Below are 16572 nucleotides of genomic sequence, written 5' to 3'. Positions count from 1 at the left end.
TGCTGAGACTGAAAGTGTTGAGGCAGAGAGCGCACAGAAGATCAAAAACGACAGGGTGAGAATAACTGAATGAACGATATGCCAGCAGTCGAATTTGAGTCCATATTGGATGCCGATCTGAATCGGGCAATGCGGGAAGCTCAAGCCCGCTCACAGGCCGAAAAAGATCTACCAACCTTAACTAAGGCAGAATTGGCAGAACTTTTGTTCGAACAAGTTGGTCTGAACAAACGTGAAGCCAAGGACATGGTCGAAACTTTTTTCGATGAAATCCGTAAAACCTTGGAACGTGGCGAAGCGGTCAAATTGTCTGGTTTTGGTAATTTTCAGTTACGCGATAAACCGCAGCGCCCTGGTCGTAATCCTAAAACGGGCGAAGAAATACCGATTACCGCACGACGGGTCGTTACTTTTCATGCCAGCCAAAAATTAAAAGGCATGGTGGATGAGGCTGCAGTTGGCGTTACTCCAGCAACGCAGACGTTTTCATCTACCCTTTAAACTAATCTTTAATGTTGGTTAATTTATTCCACTAATCCATGACCGATCGAATTAGTAAGTCTGAACTTATCGTTTTACCGCCGATTCCGACTAAACGCTATTTCACCATTGGTGAAGTGAGCGATTTGTGTGGCGTCAAACCGCATGTGCTGCGCTATTGGGAACAAGAATTTACGCAACTGAAACCTGTAAAGCGCCGCGGCAATCGCCGTTATTATCAGCATCATGAAGTGCTACTGATACGCCATATTCGGGAGCTGTTGTACGAACAAGGTTTTACCATTAGCGGTGCGCGCAACAAACTTGACGACCGTTTAGGTCAAGCAGAAAAAGATTCAATCGCGGCTTCGCAAGAAGCGGCGCAAAATAAAATAAATCTGATCGAAGTTCATCACGAACTCGAACAAATTTTGGAATTGCTAACGGTGCCGTCAGTGCCTGAGGTGCGTCCGTAAATTAAAATAACACTACCAAGGATGACATCGTCTCAGTCATCCTTGCTTCCTCAGATTGCCCGCCATGCTACATGATCCACGTTTCCCCAATCTCTTCATTCTTGATCATCCATTGATTCAGCATAAGCTGACGCATATGCGCATGAAAGATACCTCGACGCGCACTTTCCGTCAGTTGCTGCGTGAAATTACGCAATTGATGGGATATGAAATTACACGTGATTTACCCCTTACCACTCAGCGCATAGAGACGCCTATACAAAGTATGGACGCACCTATCATTGCCGGTCGTAAGTTAGCGATCGTGCCGGTTTTACGTGCCGGGATTGGTATGAGTGACGGCTTGCTTGATTTGATTCCCTCGGCGCGTGTTGGCCATATTGGTGTTTATCGGGATCCAGAGACATTGGAGCCTGTAGAGTATTTGGTGCGCCTGCCCGATCTGGCCGAGCGTACATTTATACTCTGTGATCCTATGGTGGCAACCGGCAATTCGGCGGTATATGCGGTTAATGTGTTGAAGCAGCGCGGCGTGACTGATGCACAAATTATTTTTCTGGCGTTGGTGGCTGCACCGGAAGGCGTCAAGGTTTTTCAAGATGCGCATCCGCACGTTAAGTTATATGTCGCTGGCTTGGATAATCGTCTGGACGAACATGCGTACATCGTTCCGGGCTTGGGTGATGCAGGGGACCGAATATTCGGCACCAAGTAAAAATGGTGGGGAAAAAAACAAGGGCACGGTATATCCATGCCCTTATTTTTTGCTGTATCAGCATATCTTAAGTAATAGCAAATAATCGATTTAAAAATTATCGCCGTCATCCTCGCGAACGCGGGGATCCAAGTTACGTAAGATGGATTCCCGCGTTCGCGAGGATGACGAGGGTATTTTTGAAATAATTATTTGGCCTTAGTTAATTAAGCAGATTTCAATAACTTCAAGACTTCCTGTGCGACAGCCACCGATGAGCCAGGATTTTGTCCTGTCACCAAATTACCATCAACCTGTACATAGCTGCTCCAGTCGGGGCCTTTGCTATATATTCCACCGAGTTTTTTAAATTCAGCTTCAACTAAAAATGGCACGACATCAGTCAATCCGACAGCCGCTTCTTCACTGTCAGAAAAACCAGTGACATGCTTTCCCTTTACTAGTGGAGTACCGTCGCTAGCTTGGACATGACGTAATACACCAGGTGCGTGGCATACAGCCGATACTGGTTTGCCAGCGGCGTACATGGTTTCAATTAACGCTTTTGAATCTTTGTCTTCGGCCAAATCCCATAGCGGACCATGACCGCCAGGGTAAAACACGGCATCGTATGCATCCGCTTTTACCGTTGATAACTTGATGGTTGTTGCCAATGCTGTTTTGGCGGCGTCATCTTTACGGAAGCGTTCAGTTGCTTCTGTCTGCGCATCAGGTTCATCACTCTTAGGATCAAGCGGAGGCTGGCCACCCTTTGGTGAGGCCAGCGTAATAGTACTGCCAGCATCCAAAAATGCGTAGTAGGGTGCCGCGAATTCCTCTAGCCAGAAACCGGTTTTTTTACCGGTATTGCCGAGTTGGTCGTGTGAGGTTAATACCATTAGTATTTTCATGAGGTTTTCCTGTTTCAAAATGGTTGGGAGTGCCAATTAGCCTGCGACATTAACAATAACCTTGCCGAAATTTTTGCCTTCCAGCAGGCCAAGGAAAGCTTGCGGTGCATTTTCCAAGCCAGTGACAATATCTTCACGAAACTTGATTTTTCCTTCTTTGAGCCACGTGCTCATATCGCTTAAAAATGCACTCTGGCGTGTTGCATAGTGATCAAAAATAATCAGGCCCTGCATTTTGATACGTTTGGTCAGTATGGCACGCATCAACAATGGCAATTGATCGGGGCCATCGCCCACGTCTGTAGCATTGTATTGTGCGATTAATCCACACACGGTTACGCGCGCAGCGACATTCAATAAAGGCAGCACTGCTGCGAATACCGGGCCACCAACATTTTCAAAATAAACATCGATTCCCTTGGCGCAGGCCTTCGCTAATTGTTGCGGAAAGTCAGCGCTGCGATGGTCTATACAGGCATCAAAACCAAGCTCTTCAACCGCATAACGGCATTTGTCCGCGCCACCGGCAATGCCGACTACGCGGCAGCCCTTTAGTTTGGCAATTTGCCCGACGACCGAACCGACCGCGCCAGTTGCTGCAGCGACCACGACTGTTTCTCCCGCTTTTGGTTGGCCAATGTCAAGCAAACCAACGTACGCCGTGAAACCTGGCATGCCAAGTACGCCTAGAGCGTAAGATGGCTTTTCCATGTTTGGATCTAGCTTGGTCAGGCCTGTGCCATCGGAGAGTGCATAGTCTTGCCAGCCACTTTGGCTTAGCACGAGGTCGCCAGCTTTAAAGTCAGGATGCTGCGACGCTTCGACGCGTGCGACGGTTCCTGCGCCCATTACCTCGTCGATCGCAACTGGTGCAACATATGACGGGCCATCGCTCATACGGCCGCGCATGTAGGGATCTAAGGAAAGATACGTAACGCGCAACAAAACTTGGCCAGTGGCTGGAGTAGGGATGGCCGTTTCTTCTAAGCGAAAATTACTTAAGGTTGGCGTGCCGTGAGGGCGGGAGGCGAGAACAACGCGACGATTGATAGTGTTGTTTTGTGTCATGGCTAATTCCTTTTGGTTAAATAAGGTAACGAACTATTAAATTAGACCGGTCGTCTAATTTGAGTTTAAAAGAAAGTCACGTGATACTTGCTACTTAATTAAGTTACTTGCATTACGTTGATTGCGGGTACTGCTTAATTATGAATTTGAAGGAGGTTTTAGAATTTCAGTGGTACACAACATTGCATTTTCCATTGCAATGCTATTTCGTTGCAATTTCGCCAGCAAACTAGCGCCTAACCACATTTGATAGAGCATTTGTGCCGTCTTATCAGGATCAAGATGCGCCGACAGAGATCCGTCATTAATGCCTTCAGTAATTACTTCCGCTAATTGTGTCATTATTTCTTGCGTACCATCGCGCAATATCTGGCGCATATCATCGGATAAGTCGGCAACCTCTGCACTTAACTTGACAACCAGACATTTTTCTTTGGCGCTGCAACTTACTTGCATGGCTTGCCAGCCGCGCCAATACTTCATCAGACGTTCGCGTGCAGTGTGGGGGGGATTTGACGATGCGTGATCTGAATTTGGTCGAAAGAGCGTTTCTAAGGCCAAAAAATAATCGTCAAAATATTGCTGTATTAGGGCGCAGCCGTATTGTTCTTTAGAGCCAAAGTAATGATAAAACGACCCTTTGGGAATATCCGCGGCAGTGAGAATTTCGCTCAAACCAACACCGGCAAAGCCTTTGACGGCAATGATCTGTTGGCCTGCATCAAGGATATGACGCTTAGTTGTATCGTAGTCTGGTCGCATGACAAGTATATTATTTTAAATTAGACCAGTCGTCTAGTGATTTTTAAAATGATCTCCTATGAAATATAAAGCTTATACGCAATACTTGCGTATAAATATGCTTATATCCGTTATCCTATAAGTGTTTATCTTGTACTTATTATCCTCAATGACATCACGCGCTAACCATCATCTTGATACTTACTTGTTACGTGTTCTACACACTTTGCTGGTTGAAAAGAGTGTGTCGCGTACTGCCATCAAATTAGGCCAGTCACAACCGACTATCAGCAACACGCTGAAACGTCTGCGTGAATTGACGGGTGACGCCATTCTGGTACGCGGTAAAACCGGCATGGTGCCGACCGAGCGTGGTGAAGAGTTGTTGGCGCTCGCTAAGCAAGGCTTGGATGTCTTTGAAAAGATAGGCGCTCCGATTGCCGCTTTTGCGCCGGGAAGTACTGCGCGCGTATTTCATATCGGTACGCCAGACTATCTCAATGTCCTGCTGATTCCATCCATCATCGAGCAGGTGAGGCGCCGTGCACCGGGCGCTAGCCTGATGGTGCATGCTTTGGATGCCGGACTTGATTATGCGAATGCTTTGGAGGCAGGTCGTCTTGACCTGGTGATTGGTAACTGGCCGGACCCACCAGAGCATTTGCACTTGTCGCAGCTATTTGAGGATGAAGTGGTGTGCATGATGCATCGTGATCATCCGGTGGCAAAAAAGGGGCTGACACTCAAATATTATGTGGAAATGCCGCATCTGGCGCCAACCCCGTATATTGAAGGTCATCGCAGCAGTATTGATGCAGCACTGGCTGAACAAGGATTAAAGCGAAATATCCAGGTAGCGATTCCTTATTTTGCTTTGGTCCCGCACGTGTTGGCTAAATCGGATTTGATCTTTACTACTGGGCGTCAGTTTGCCAATCAATTCATTGAAGACTGGCCTGTGAGCGTTTTTCCATTGCCATTCGAGATGCCAAAAATGCGCTTCTACATGCTATGGCATGCGCGTTCTCATGTAGCGCCGGACGTCGTGTGGTTACGCCGGTTAATTTCTGAAGTGGCAGTTGGATTGGGGATGGCCGCAGCTTAATGTCGGATGTTGCGGACAGCAATAATCCAACCAACGTCATTCCCGCGAACGCGGGAATCCATATTGCTCAAGTAATGTGGCGTAATTGTTTTCAAATTCTATGATGCGTCGCCCTAGCGAAAACAGGGTATCCATCGTCCGTTTAAGTAGTTTTGCATTGTGTAAAATGGATTCCCGCGTTCGCGGGAATGACTGCGGTGTGTGCGTTACATTATTTGGTATTTCGAAATTTCAAGTTAAATGTCGGTCCACATCCGCAACAGATTATGATAACTGCCAGTCAACTGCACTAAAGCAGCAGTATCCGCGCCGCTCTGTGTCAAGCGTTGAATCGCGCTGTCAAGATCGAACAACAGCGTGCGCTGAGCGTCATCCCTGATCATGCTTTGAATCCAGAAAAAGGATGCCAGTCGTGTGCCGCGTGTAATAGGATTAACTTGGTGCAGGCTGGTTGCCGGATACAGAATCATATGACCAGCGGCCAGCTTGACCGGGTGCACGCCATAGGTATCTTCGATCATCAACTCACCGCCATCATAGTCGGCTGGATCAGTCAAAAATAAAGTGGCTGAAATGTCCGTGCGAATCTTGGCGCGACTGCCTGGTATCAGGCGGATCGCACCATCCACATGACTGCCAAATTGCATGCCGCCCCGATATTGATTGAACATCGGAGGATAGACGTGATTGGGCAGGGCGGCGCTGATAAATTGCGGATGACGCTCCAGCGCTTCAAGAATGACATCGCCCAACTCGACTGCTACTGCCGAATGCTCATCAATTTGCAAATTATGTTTAACTTGTGCGCCCTGATGACCAGCTGTCACACGGCCGTCCACCCATGCGTCGCCGGCATGATGTAATTTGTCTCGAACCAAGCGAAGTTGTTCGGCATTTAATACATGGGGAATGTGTAGCAACATAATTTATTCGATAGCTTTAAATCTGATGCAAATCGTAGGATGGATTACGTACAACGGTACCCATCCTACTTTATTTTCTGGTTAAAAACGATAAGTAACGGTGACCATGCCAGTACGTCCGATACCAGGCACTGCGCGACCACCATCGGACGGTATCAATGCATCGTAATACTGTTTGTTAGTCAGATTGAGCAAGTTTACACGCACATCGTATTTAGGCTGATGATAAGCCACGGTTGCATCCCAGCGGGTATAACCGCCAGCGGAAACCACGTTGGTATTGCTGGCATAGCGTTGCGACATATAGACCATCCCACCGCCGTATTCCCATTCTTTGTTGACGTTGTACGTGCTCCATAAGGTGACATTGTGGCGTGGCGTATTGGCCAACACTTTGCCCTGTGAACCATCCAATGCTGAGGCCTTAATAATGAAAGGATTGAGTTTGGTATAGCCACCCATCACTTGCCATTTTTTAGTCAGATGACCAACCAGGCCTAATTCATAACCCGTTACCCGGACATTCCCATCCAGCGTGTACACACCAGTGGAAACCTGAGTACGCGCATTATCTTGTTCGATATTAAAGGCCGCAGCGGTGAGCGAAAGGTTATCGTCCAGCACATTCCATTTGGCGCCGACTTCATATGTTTTGTTTGTTACCGGGGCCAGATTTTGTTGGCCCGAGGTGACAGTCAATTGTTCCAGCGATGGATCGAATGACGTGCCGTAGGAAACATAGTATGACTGCCAATCAGTCGGTTGATAAATAATCCCACCGCGCACACTGGTAAAGTCAACGGTTTGATCGACATGGGCTGGCAAGCTAATGGAGTTGCTTAAGCTAGCTTGATAACGATCCCAGCGCACACCACCGACCAATTTCCATTGCTTGGTTAGCTCAACAGTGTCATTGACATAGGCACCGAATGAGTTAGCGGTGGACTCAACCAAATTGCCGATGCTGGTGGTAACGCTGGACGGGGTCGACATATAAACCGGATCAATCAGCGACACCACAGGCATGTTATTGCGGGTGTAGCCTTGATTATTGTAGGTGTCGCGGCTTAATTCGACACCAGCGATCATGGTGTGCTTGATGCTGCCAGTATCGAATTTGGCAATCAGGTCAGTTTGGTTATCTAGCGATTGATCATGAATATTCCGGTCATGACTTTGCAATTGCACTGACAGCTGACTCATCGGCAGGTTGGTGTAATTGCCGGTGGTTGCTGTTGGCAGCGGCGTAAATACGCTGCCAACCAATGTGCCGACTTTTTGTGCCGCAGTTTCACGTGCATCGGTGATGTAATTGCTAAATTGTGTTTGATTGCGCAAGGTCAGGTTGTCATTAATCTTGTGCTCAATACGTGCGCTGACGATGGCAACATCTTGCACCGTTTTATCATCTGTCAGGCCGTAATAAGTATTTCTCGGTACATTCACCGGATGACCATTAAGTGATTGCACACCGTAATCAGGCATGTCGGAATTGTGCGAAATCATGGCTGATAAGGTGACTTCCGTCGGCGTGCCGATCCCAAAACGCAATGATGGTGCGATACCGAAATCTTGATTAGTCATCTCATCGCGGGTGGTCTTGACATCTTGCGCCATCATTTCAACACGGAATGCAGAGGTGTCCGATAATTGGCGATTAAAGTCGCCAGTAGTGCGAACGCCGCCATTGGTGTCGACGGTTGCCGTGATTTGATTGGCGTCATTCAGCATTGGCTTTTTGCTGACTTGATTGATGACGCCACCAGTTGAGCCACGGCCAAAGAGCATTGATGATGGGCCTTTTAACACCTCGACAGAATCCAGGTAATAAGTGTCGCGATAATACTGACCGCGATCACGTGCGCCATCCAGATACATATCGGTACGCGCAGTAAAACCGCGCAAATTAATGTTATTGCCGATCTGACCACCTTCAGCACCGCCGATGGTAATCCCCGGAACATTGCGCAATGCCTCTTGCAAAGAAGCCACGCCTTGTGCATCCAGCACCGCGCGGTTGACTACATTGACCGTTTGCGCAATATCACGCGTAGCAGTCGGCGTTTTCCCACCGATCGTACTTTTCCCTGCTTCGTAATCGTTAATCGGCTTGCTATCTTTAATAATGATTTGTGGCAGCACTTCAACGGCTGGACTTGTCTGGGCTAAGGCAATTTGCGGGAGAGTGAATGGCGCTGCAAAAAGTGTGACGATGGTCGCGGCTAACGGGGTGAGGCGGTGATTCATTACTATCCTTATTGAGCCTATTTGCGCTGTATTCGATGCGCATGATAGGGGAATTTATTTTGTTGGGACGACAAGAATGGCCGCGAACAGAAGCAGTTATCTGCAATCTGCGTAGCCAAAGCACGAATATAAATAATAATGATTCTCATTGCAATAAAAGATTTCTTGAAATCAATGAAAACTGATGATGCCGTTGCTTATTACCGACGCTTGGCGCATTTTTTAAAGAAGAAATAAATAGATCTTGCGCAACGGAGAAGATGAAGGTCCTGCTTTTGTGCTTGCTCGCCAACTTCAAGAAGTGAAAAAAGAAAATTTCTGATCGGATGGGTTGATAGATTAATTGTCCAAAATAAGCACAAATCTTAGGGTTTTTCTGTTCTGAAGAGTCGTCACAACGTGAGTATTAATTTGCTAGAGCATCCTCAAACTCTCCTTTCGAAAAATAGCGATTGACAAGGAGATTCCCAGATCCTATGATTAACCCATAAAAGAAACGTTGTTTTATATATGGAACAAATCATGTGGAAAAACATTTGTAAGGCGAGTGAGTTAGATCAAGATCAAGGCGTCTCGGTCACCGTTGAGGGTAAAGAGATCGGTGTATTCCTGGTCGATGAAAAACCTTACGCTATCGCCGATATTTGCCCTCACGCTTATGCGCGATTGAGCCAGGGTTTTGTGGATGGGGATACGGTCGAATGTCCGTTGCATGAGGCGGTTTTTGAAATTAAAACCGGAAAATGCACAAAAGGACCGGGTAGCGATGTGACCATCTATCCGATTCAAATCGTGGATGGTCAGGTTCAGATTCAGCTCTAGCATCAGATTTGCAAGCGGTAGCGCACGAATAATAAAAATCGCGCACCAAAATCGGTATTTCACAATCATCCTGTCAGGAGACAAATATGGACTTCAATCCCAACCTTCGCCCGTGGAGCGCGCCGCAACCAAATAACGTTGCCGGCAAGGGGCAAATCGAAAAGCCAGGCACAGCCACCAATCTGGTTTGGCAGCATCGCGCCGCGTTGCCAACGGATTACGAAAATGCTCTTGGTGATGCTTTGCTGAAGTGTTTTGAGTCAGGTGCAGAAACCTTGCCAGCAGTCGTCGACCATTTGAATGTACAGGGTATTCGTACGATGGACGGCCAGCAGTGGACTGAAGTATCACTGGCCGCTCAGTTGCACAGTCTTGCAGCATAACTAACAAGCACACCAAGTATCCCAAGCATCCGAAAAAGTTGGAGGACACAGCATGAGTGAAGTAACGACAACAACACAATCCGCAGCGCAAGCACTGGTTAATCGCGGCCTGAAAAATTACTGGTATCCGGTTGCCGCAAGCTGGCAAGTCAATAGTGCGCCTATCGGCGTCACACGTCTGAGCGAAAATATCGTGCTTTGGCGCGATGGCAAAAATCAAGTGCACGCATTGGAAGATCGCTGTCCGCATCGCGGCGCACGTTTGTCATTAGGTTGGAATTTAGGTGAGCGTATTGCTTGCTGGTATCACGGTATTGAAATCAACAGCAAGGGTACCGTCGAAAAGGTGCCGGCGGTAAATGCGTGCCCGCTTGAAGGCAAAACTTGCATCAAATCGTATCCGGTGGAAGAGCGCAACGGCGCGATTTTTCTCTGGTTTGGCGATGAGCTGCATCCAGAGCCTACACCATTGAACTTGCCTGAAGAAATGGCTTCTGACGAATGGTCATCCTTCCTTTGCTTGTCTAACTGGAAGTGCAATTATCGCTACGCGATCGACAATGTGATGGATCCTATGCATGGCGCTTATTTGCACGCGACATCACATTCGATGGCAGAGGGCGACAAACAAGCCGACATGCGTGTTCGTAAAACTGATACCGGCATCATGTTTGAAAAAGTCAATCAACGTGACATGAATTTCGATTGGGTTGAGCTGGGCGAAACCGGCACGATGTGGCTGCGTTTGAGTATCCCTTACAAGAAGAAATTCGGCCCCGGTGGCAGCTTCTACATCATCGGTTTTGCTGTGCCAGTGGATGAAGAAAATTGTCAGGTCTATTTCTGGCGCTGCCGTAAAGTGCAAGGCTGGCAGCGTGATGCATGGCGTTTCCTGTACAAAAATCGTCTGGAAGGTTTGCATTGGGACGTGCTGGAACAAGATCGTGCCGTGTTGGAAAATATGATTCCTGATGCGCGCAACAACGAATTTTTGTACCAGCATGATATCGGTGTGACACGTACACGCCGCATGCTGGAACAAAAGGCCAGTGCGCAGTTAGAGGCTTTGGCGGCACACCGTGAACTTAGTGCCCAACAAAAATCTGAAGAAACACAACAAAATAATGCTTGATCATTCATCTGCACAGCTTGCTGGAAAACGCATTCTCATTACCGGCGCAGCCCGCGGTTTGGGTGCTGAATTTGCGCGTGCCGCAGGCAAAGCCGGTGCTCAAATTGTATTAGCTGATATCTTGACAGAACAAGGTGAGGCAACTGCAGCGCGGTTGCGTGAAGAAGGAATTACAGCGCACTTTGTCGCGCTGGATTTGAATTCGCCCGATTCTGTTATTGCTTGTGCTGATCGCGCAGCAACGTTATTAGGCGGCTTGGATGGCCTGATTAACAATGGCGCGATTACGAATTCCGGTGGCAAAACACTGGAGCAGCTGGAAGTTGACATGTGGGATCGTGTGATGCAAGTCAACGTGCGAGGCACTTGGCTGATGACACGCGCGGTGTTACCACATTTACGCAAAACCGGTGGCGGCAACGTCATCAATATTGCTTCCGATACCGCAATGTGGGGTGCGCCTAATTTACTGGCGTATGTTGCCAGCAAAGGTGCGGTGATCGCTATGACACGCTCTCTGGCGCGCGAATTGGGTGCCGATCATGTTGTTGTCAATGCTATCGCGCCCGGCTTAACCGATGTAGAAGCGACTGCCTATGTTCCTGCGGAACGCCATCAATATTATCTGCAGGGACGCGCAATTCAACGGCCACAAGTGCCAGAAGATGTGAGTGGCACGGTATTGTTTTTATTGTCTGACGCCGCACGCTTTGTCACTGGGCAGTTGTTGCCGGTCAATGGCGGTTTTGTGATGAATTAATGGTGTTCCTGTCTATTAGTATGTTCAAGAGTTGTTGCAAAAATTAGGAGATGAAAATGGCTGAAATGGATCAAAAACTACCATCGTGGGAAAAGAAACCTGAACACAGTTTTCAACAATGGATGGAATCACGTGTAGCTAGTCACTCAACCCGCCGTTATGACTGGGATGCGTTGAAGTTTCAAGCAGATTACGACCCTAAATATCGTCGCGCACAAATGCGTTATGTCGGCACCGGCGGTACAGGCGTGGCAAAAGATACGAATGTGATTCCTTCAGAGCATTTCACGTTTTCCACCATGATCATCCCGGCCGGGAACGAAGGCCCGATGCACTTACATACGGACGTGGAAGAAATTTTCTTCGTCCTGCGCGGGAAAATCAAAGTCATGTGCGAAAAAGACGGCGAGACTTGGGAAACAATTATTACAGATCGCGATGTGATCTCGATTCCTCCAGGCGTCTATCGTGGTGAAATCAATATAGGCGAGGAAGATGCATTGATGTGCGTGATGCTGGGTTCGCCTGCACCAATACGCCCAACATACCCGGCTGATCATCCGCTGGCGCAAATCAAGCGTGATTAATTGTAGTGACCGAGCGCAATAACTGAGTGTAGATAAACGATCATCATGAGCATCTTTCACGACTTACTCGACCGCTTTCCGGAGCAGCGATGCATCACTAAACTTGGTGTCGTTGGCTATCGTGAAGCTGGCACAGCCAACAATCGCCTGCCGATAGTGCTGTTGCACGGTATCGGTTCGGGTGCGGCATCGTGGGTGTGTCAGTTAGATGTTCTTGGTCGTGATCATCATGTGCTGGCATGGGATGCGCCGGGTTACGGCGCAACTACACCGGTCGACGCAGCACAGCCACAAGCCGACGATTACGGCCAGAAATTGGCAGCGTGGCTGGATGCAATGAACATCGAACGTTGCATTTTGGTTGCCCATTCTCTTGGCGCGATCATGGCAAGTGCATTTGCGGGTCGTTTTCCGCAACAAGTACAGGGTTTGTTATTGCTATCGCCAGCGATTGGATATGGCAAAGACTTAGCGTTGGTCCGCTCAGAAAAGCGGGATAGCCGTTTGCGCATGGCGGCCGAATTAGGAATGGAAGGCATGGCAGAAAAGCGTTCCGCCAACTTGCTGTCGGCAAACGCCGGCGTGGCCGAGCGGGAGTGGATCCGCTGGAACATGGCGCGCATTCCCGCAGCAGGTTATGCACAGGCGACACATCTTTTGGCGAATGCTGACGTACCGGAAAGTATCGCTACGTATGATGGCCCGCTCAGCATTGCCGTAGGCAGCGCCGACGCGATTACGCCGCCTGAAAAATGTCAGCAGCTGGCGGCACAGTTGCAAGGAGCAGAACGCTCAGTACCTTTTTATATTTTCGATAATGCCGGTCATGCCTGCTATGTCGAAGATGCAAAAGCAGTCACACAATTTATAAACGAATTTGCAGCAACAGTGATTTCAATATTACGCAATGAAAGTCATGCATGACCATGCAAAACACAAAACCGGCGGACTCAGAAACTGACGCCGACCGCAAATATACCGTCCCAGGTTTGGAGCGCGGCTTGCGCATCTTGATGGAATTTTCAGCACGTGAACCAGTATTGAGTGCGCCTGAAATTGCGCGACGTCTGGATATCCCACGCTCAACTGTATTTCGTATTTTACAAACTCTGGAATCACTAGGTTTTCTCGAGCGCGGACAAGACGAACGCTATTTCCGTTTGGGCGTTGCGGTGTTGCGTTTGGGTTTTGACTATCTCAATTCTTTAGAGTTGACGGATCTGGGCTTACCTATCATCACGCGTTTGCGTGACAGTTCTGGATATTCCAGTCAGATCGTGATTCGCGATGATCGTCATGTTGTGTTTGTTGCCAAAGCCGCCAGTCACGATTCGTATTTTAGTACTGTCAACGTAGGAACGCGATTGCCTGCGCACGCTACCGTGCTTGGACGTGTGCTGTTGGGGGATCTGAGCCTGGAAGAACTTAAGACGGTATTCCCAGAAAAACACTTACAGCGCTTTACCGAATTTACACCTGACACCGTTGAGGAACTATACCAACGCGTGCAGGAAGATGCGCAGCGCGGTTATGCGATTAGTCAGTCCTTTTTTGAAAAAGGCATTTCGGTTATCACTGCGCCTGTACGCAATGACAGCGGCAAGATAGTCGCCGCAATTAGTCTGACCTTGCCAGTGCCGATGATAGATCAGGAGCGTTTGGCCCAACAACATTTAGTGGATGATCTGGTCGCAGCAGCGATGGAGTTATCGCGTCAATTGAATTATCGCGGTGACGCTAAAAAAACGACGCATCCGTTTGAAAAAGCATTGGGACTTAGGTGAGCAAAAAATGATGAATAGCAATATGCAAGGCAAAACTGTTGTCATTACCGGCGGCTCTTCTGGCATCGGTTTAGCCACAGTTGAATGTTTTATCGCCGCGGGCGCGAACGTTGCCTTTTGTGGTCGTGATGAAACGCGTTTGCGCAGTGCAGAAAAGCAGTTGCGTGAAAAATTTCCAGATGCAGCCTTGTTTGCTGCGTCATGTGATGTCTTAAAAGCCGATCAGATCAATGCATTTGCAGAACAAGTTCAGCAACACTTTGGCGGTGTTGCGATGCTGGTCAACAATGCCGGTCAAGGTCGCGTCTCGACATTCGCCAACACCACTGATGATGCCTGGCGTGAAGAACTGGAATTGAAGTATTTCAGCATCATTAATCCAACCCGCGCTTTCTTGCCATTGCTGGAGCAAGCGTCACAAGCATCCATTGTTTGTGTCAACTCGTTGTTGGCACTGCAGCCAGAGCCGCACATGGTGGCCACTTCTTCAGCGCGCGCCGGCGTGTTGAGTCTGGTGCATTCGATGGCGGTAGAGTTTGCGCCAAAAAAAATCAGAGTTAATTCTATCCTGGTGGGCTTGGTGGAGTCTGGTCAATGGCGTCGACGTTATGCCTCGGAAGCCGCACCCGGCCAAAGCTGGGAAGACTGGACCGCTGAACTGGCGCATAAAAAACATATACACCTTGGACGTCTCGGCAAGCCTGAAGAAGCCGCGTCTGCAATTTTTTTCCTGGCCAGTCCGATGTCTTCGTACACGACCGGCAGTCATATTGATGTTTCTGGAGGCTTAGCGCGACATGTCTGATTTATCTACAATTAAAAATACAACGACAGTTGGCGATCAAATCGCAGCATTTCTTGAACAATGCGATGTCAAGGTCGCTTTCGGTGTGATCTCTATCCACAACATGCCGATCCTTGATGCGATTGGTCGTCGTGAAAAAATCCGTTATGTGCCTGCCCGCGGCGAAGCCGGTAGCGTCAACATGGCAGATGCTTGCGCTCGCGTTACTGGCAACATCGGTGTTGCGTTTACTAGCACCGGCACGGCCGCAGGCAATGCCGCTGGCGCAATGGTGGAAGCACTGACAGCAGGTTCGCCTGTGTTGCATATCACCGGACAAATTGAAACACCTTATCTGGACCAGGATTTGGCTTACATTCACGAAGCGCCGGATCAATTGACGATGCTCAAAGCGATCTCAAAAGCAGCATTTCGTGTCCGTACGGTAGATACCGCATTGGCGACAGTGCGTGAAGCGGTCCGTGTTGCGTTGACTGCACCTACCGGTCCGGTCAGCGTTGAAATTCCTATCGATATCCAAGCTGCCTTGGTTGAAATGCCTACCGATCTGGCACCACGATTGAGCGGCACTTACGCCTTAGATGATGCGCGTGTGCAGCAATTGGCGGACATTTTGGCAAGTGCAAAACGCCCTTTGTTATGGTTGGGCGGCGGTGCGCGAGGTGCTGGGAAAGCGGTAGAGCGCCTGATGAAATTAGGCTTTGGTGTGGTCAGCAGCGTGCAAGGTCGCGGTATCGTTCCAGAAGATCACGCGATGACATTGGGCGCCTACAACGTGCAATCGAATGTTGAAAAATTCTATCAAAGCTGTGATGCGATGGTGGTGGTAGGTTCACGTTTGCGCGGCAATGAGACACTGAAGTATCAACTGAAGTTGCCACAAAATCTATATCGTATCGATGCTGATGGACGTGCAGACAATCGCGGGTATCGCAATCAGTTATTCATTCATGGCGATGCGCAAGCGACGCTTAATGCGCTGGCCGATAAGTTGGAGGGCAAGCTTAAGGTTGATAGTGCATTTCCATCCGATTTAGCTGCTGTCAAAGTTGTTGCGGTTGAAAATTTAGCAGAAGGCCTGGGTCCTTATCGTGTGTTGATGTCGGCTTTGCAAAAGGCGGTTGGCCGTGATTATCAATGGGTGCGTGATGTAACGATTTCCAACAGTACTTGGGGTAACCGCGGTTTGCAAATTTTCCAACCTCGTGATGGTGTACATGCGCTTGGCGGCGGTATTGGGCAAGGCGTGCAAATGGGTATTGGCGCGGCCCTGGCAAATCCATCCCGTAAAACGGTTTGTATCGTTGGCGATGGTGGTTTACAGGTGAATATCGGCGAACTATGCACTGCTGTGCAAGAGCAAGCCAACATGACCATTTTATTGATGAACGATGGTGGCTATGGCGTCATCAAAAATATTCAAGATACGACATACGGCGGTCGTCGCCATTGTGTAGAAATCGGCCAACCAGAGTTCACTCAATATTGTGCGAGTCTGCAATTGCCACATGTGAAGGTGAGCGATCTTGCCAATATTGATGCTGCGTTGAAAACCGCCCTGGCGCATAACGGCCCTTATGTGATTGAGGTTGATATGTTGTCCATTGGTGGATTTGCCAGCAAGTTTGCCGGGCCACCGATCCGTAAAGATTGA

At 48.6% G+C, this 16572-nt stretch carries 18 protein-coding genes; 13 read left to right on the top strand and 5 right to left on the bottom strand.

The window, feature by feature from the left end; genetic code table 11:
• Positions 1 to 69: 69 nt before the first annotated feature.
• From GEV47_RS02995 to upp, 3 genes are all read left to right on the top strand, one after another.
• Positions 70 to 501 (top strand): integration host factor subunit alpha, encoded by a 432-nt coding sequence (locus tag GEV47_RS02995; protein ID WP_153233208.1) that lies wholly within the window; start codon positions 70 to 72, stop codon positions 499 to 501.
• Positions 502 to 539: 38 nt separating this feature from the next.
• Positions 540 to 956 carry a MerR family transcriptional regulator gene (locus tag GEV47_RS02990; protein WP_153233207.1) on the top strand — a complete coding sequence of 139 codons (417 nt, stop codon included), beginning with the start codon at positions 540 to 542 and terminating at the stop codon, positions 954 to 956.
• Between the two features lie 64 nt (positions 957 to 1020).
• Positions 1021 to 1671 carry a uracil phosphoribosyltransferase gene (gene upp, locus GEV47_RS02985; RefSeq protein WP_153233206.1) on the top strand — a complete coding sequence of 217 codons (651 nt, stop codon included), beginning with the start codon at positions 1021 to 1023 and terminating at the stop codon, positions 1669 to 1671.
• Between the two features lie 206 nt (positions 1672 to 1877).
• Here upp and GEV47_RS02980 read toward each other — a convergent pair whose 3' ends face one another.
• The 3 genes from GEV47_RS02980 to GEV47_RS02970 all read right to left on the bottom strand — a co-directional run bounded on the left by GEV47_RS02980 (position 1878) and on the right by GEV47_RS02970 (position 4391).
• Positions 1878 to 2561: a type 1 glutamine amidotransferase domain-containing protein gene (locus GEV47_RS02980; RefSeq protein WP_153233205.1), complete on the bottom strand. Its 684-nt coding sequence runs from the start codon at positions 2559 to 2561 to the stop codon at positions 1878 to 1880.
• A 36-nt stretch (positions 2562 to 2597) separates the two neighbouring features.
• Entirely contained in the window at positions 2598 to 3629 is a 1032-nt protein-coding gene (locus tag GEV47_RS02975) for an NADP-dependent oxidoreductase (protein WP_153233204.1), read from the bottom strand.
• A 138-nt stretch (positions 3630 to 3767) separates the two neighbouring features.
• A complete protein-coding gene (locus GEV47_RS02970; RefSeq protein ID WP_153233203.1) occupies positions 3768 to 4391 on the bottom strand; it encodes a TetR/AcrR family transcriptional regulator in 624 nt (207 codons plus the stop codon).
• Positions 4392 to 4539: 148 nt separating this feature from the next.
• Between GEV47_RS02970 and GEV47_RS02965 the strand changes: the two genes are divergently transcribed.
• Positions 4540 to 5475, top strand: a complete 936-nt coding sequence (locus tag GEV47_RS02965) for a LysR family transcriptional regulator (protein ID WP_153233764.1) — start codon at positions 4540 to 4542, stop codon at positions 5473 to 5475.
• Between the two features lie 236 nt (positions 5476 to 5711).
• Here GEV47_RS02965 and GEV47_RS02960 read toward each other — a convergent pair whose 3' ends face one another.
• Together GEV47_RS02960 and GEV47_RS02955 are read right to left on the bottom strand one after the other, a co-directional pair.
• Positions 5712 to 6398: a Fe2+-dependent dioxygenase gene (locus GEV47_RS02960; RefSeq protein ID WP_153233202.1), complete on the bottom strand. Its 687-nt coding sequence runs from the start codon at positions 6396 to 6398 to the stop codon at positions 5712 to 5714.
• Between the two features lie 81 nt (positions 6399 to 6479).
• The gene (locus GEV47_RS02955) at positions 6480 to 8645 is read right to left on the bottom strand and encodes a TonB-dependent receptor (RefSeq protein WP_153233201.1); all 2166 of its coding nucleotides are present in this window, start codon (positions 8643 to 8645) and stop codon (positions 6480 to 6482) included.
• 522 nt (positions 8646 to 9167) lie between these two features.
• Between GEV47_RS02955 and nirD the strand changes: the two genes are divergently transcribed.
• From nirD to GEV47_RS02910, 9 genes are all read left to right on the top strand, one after another.
• The gene (gene nirD, locus GEV47_RS02950; RefSeq protein WP_228124538.1) at positions 9168 to 9467 is read left to right on the top strand and encodes a nitrite reductase small subunit NirD; all 300 of its coding nucleotides are present in this window, start codon (positions 9168 to 9170) and stop codon (positions 9465 to 9467) included.
• A gap of 86 nt (positions 9468 to 9553) precedes the next feature.
• On the top strand, positions 9554 to 9850 hold the full coding sequence (locus tag GEV47_RS02945) for a recombinase-like helix-turn-helix domain-containing protein (RefSeq protein WP_153233199.1): 297 nt from the start codon (positions 9554 to 9556) through the stop codon (positions 9848 to 9850).
• A 52-nt stretch (positions 9851 to 9902) separates the two neighbouring features.
• On the top strand, positions 9903 to 10982 hold the full coding sequence (locus GEV47_RS02940) for an aromatic ring-hydroxylating oxygenase subunit alpha (RefSeq protein ID WP_153233198.1): 1080 nt from the start codon (positions 9903 to 9905) through the stop codon (positions 10980 to 10982).
• On the top strand, positions 10975 to 11742 hold the full coding sequence (locus tag GEV47_RS02935; RefSeq protein ID WP_153233197.1) for an SDR family oxidoreductase: 768 nt from the start codon (positions 10975 to 10977) through the stop codon (positions 11740 to 11742). Before GEV47_RS02940 ends, GEV47_RS02935 begins: the two co-directional genes overlap by 8 nt.
• Before the next feature lie 56 nt (positions 11743 to 11798).
• Positions 11799 to 12329, top strand: coding sequence for a cupin domain-containing protein (locus tag GEV47_RS02930; RefSeq protein ID WP_153233196.1), 531 nt, complete (start codon positions 11799 to 11801; stop codon positions 12327 to 12329).
• Between the two features lie 45 nt (positions 12330 to 12374).
• On the top strand, positions 12375 to 13253 hold the full coding sequence (locus GEV47_RS02925) for an alpha/beta fold hydrolase (RefSeq protein ID WP_153233195.1): 879 nt from the start codon (positions 12375 to 12377) through the stop codon (positions 13251 to 13253).
• Positions 13250 to 14113, top strand: a complete 864-nt coding sequence (locus GEV47_RS02920; RefSeq protein ID WP_407646184.1) for an IclR family transcriptional regulator — start codon at positions 13250 to 13252, stop codon at positions 14111 to 14113. The genes GEV47_RS02925 and GEV47_RS02920 overlap by 4 nt, the downstream gene beginning before the upstream one ends.
• Before the next feature lie 7 nt (positions 14114 to 14120).
• The gene (locus tag GEV47_RS02915; RefSeq protein ID WP_153233193.1) at positions 14121 to 14918 is read left to right on the top strand and encodes an SDR family oxidoreductase; all 798 of its coding nucleotides are present in this window, start codon (positions 14121 to 14123) and stop codon (positions 14916 to 14918) included.
• Positions 14911 to 16572: a thiamine pyrophosphate-binding protein gene (locus GEV47_RS02910; RefSeq protein WP_153233192.1), complete on the top strand. Its 1662-nt coding sequence runs from the start codon at positions 14911 to 14913 to the stop codon at positions 16570 to 16572. The genes GEV47_RS02915 and GEV47_RS02910 overlap by 8 nt, the downstream gene beginning before the upstream one ends.

Origin of the sequence: Glaciimonas soli (assembly GCF_009497155.1) — a bacterium.
In the GTDB taxonomy this organism is placed as follows: Bacteria; Pseudomonadota; Gammaproteobacteria; order Burkholderiales; family Burkholderiaceae_D; genus Glaciimonas; species Glaciimonas soli.
The sequence above is the reverse complement of the archived record's forward strand: the minus strand, read 5'-3'. Positions and strand labels throughout refer to the sequence as shown.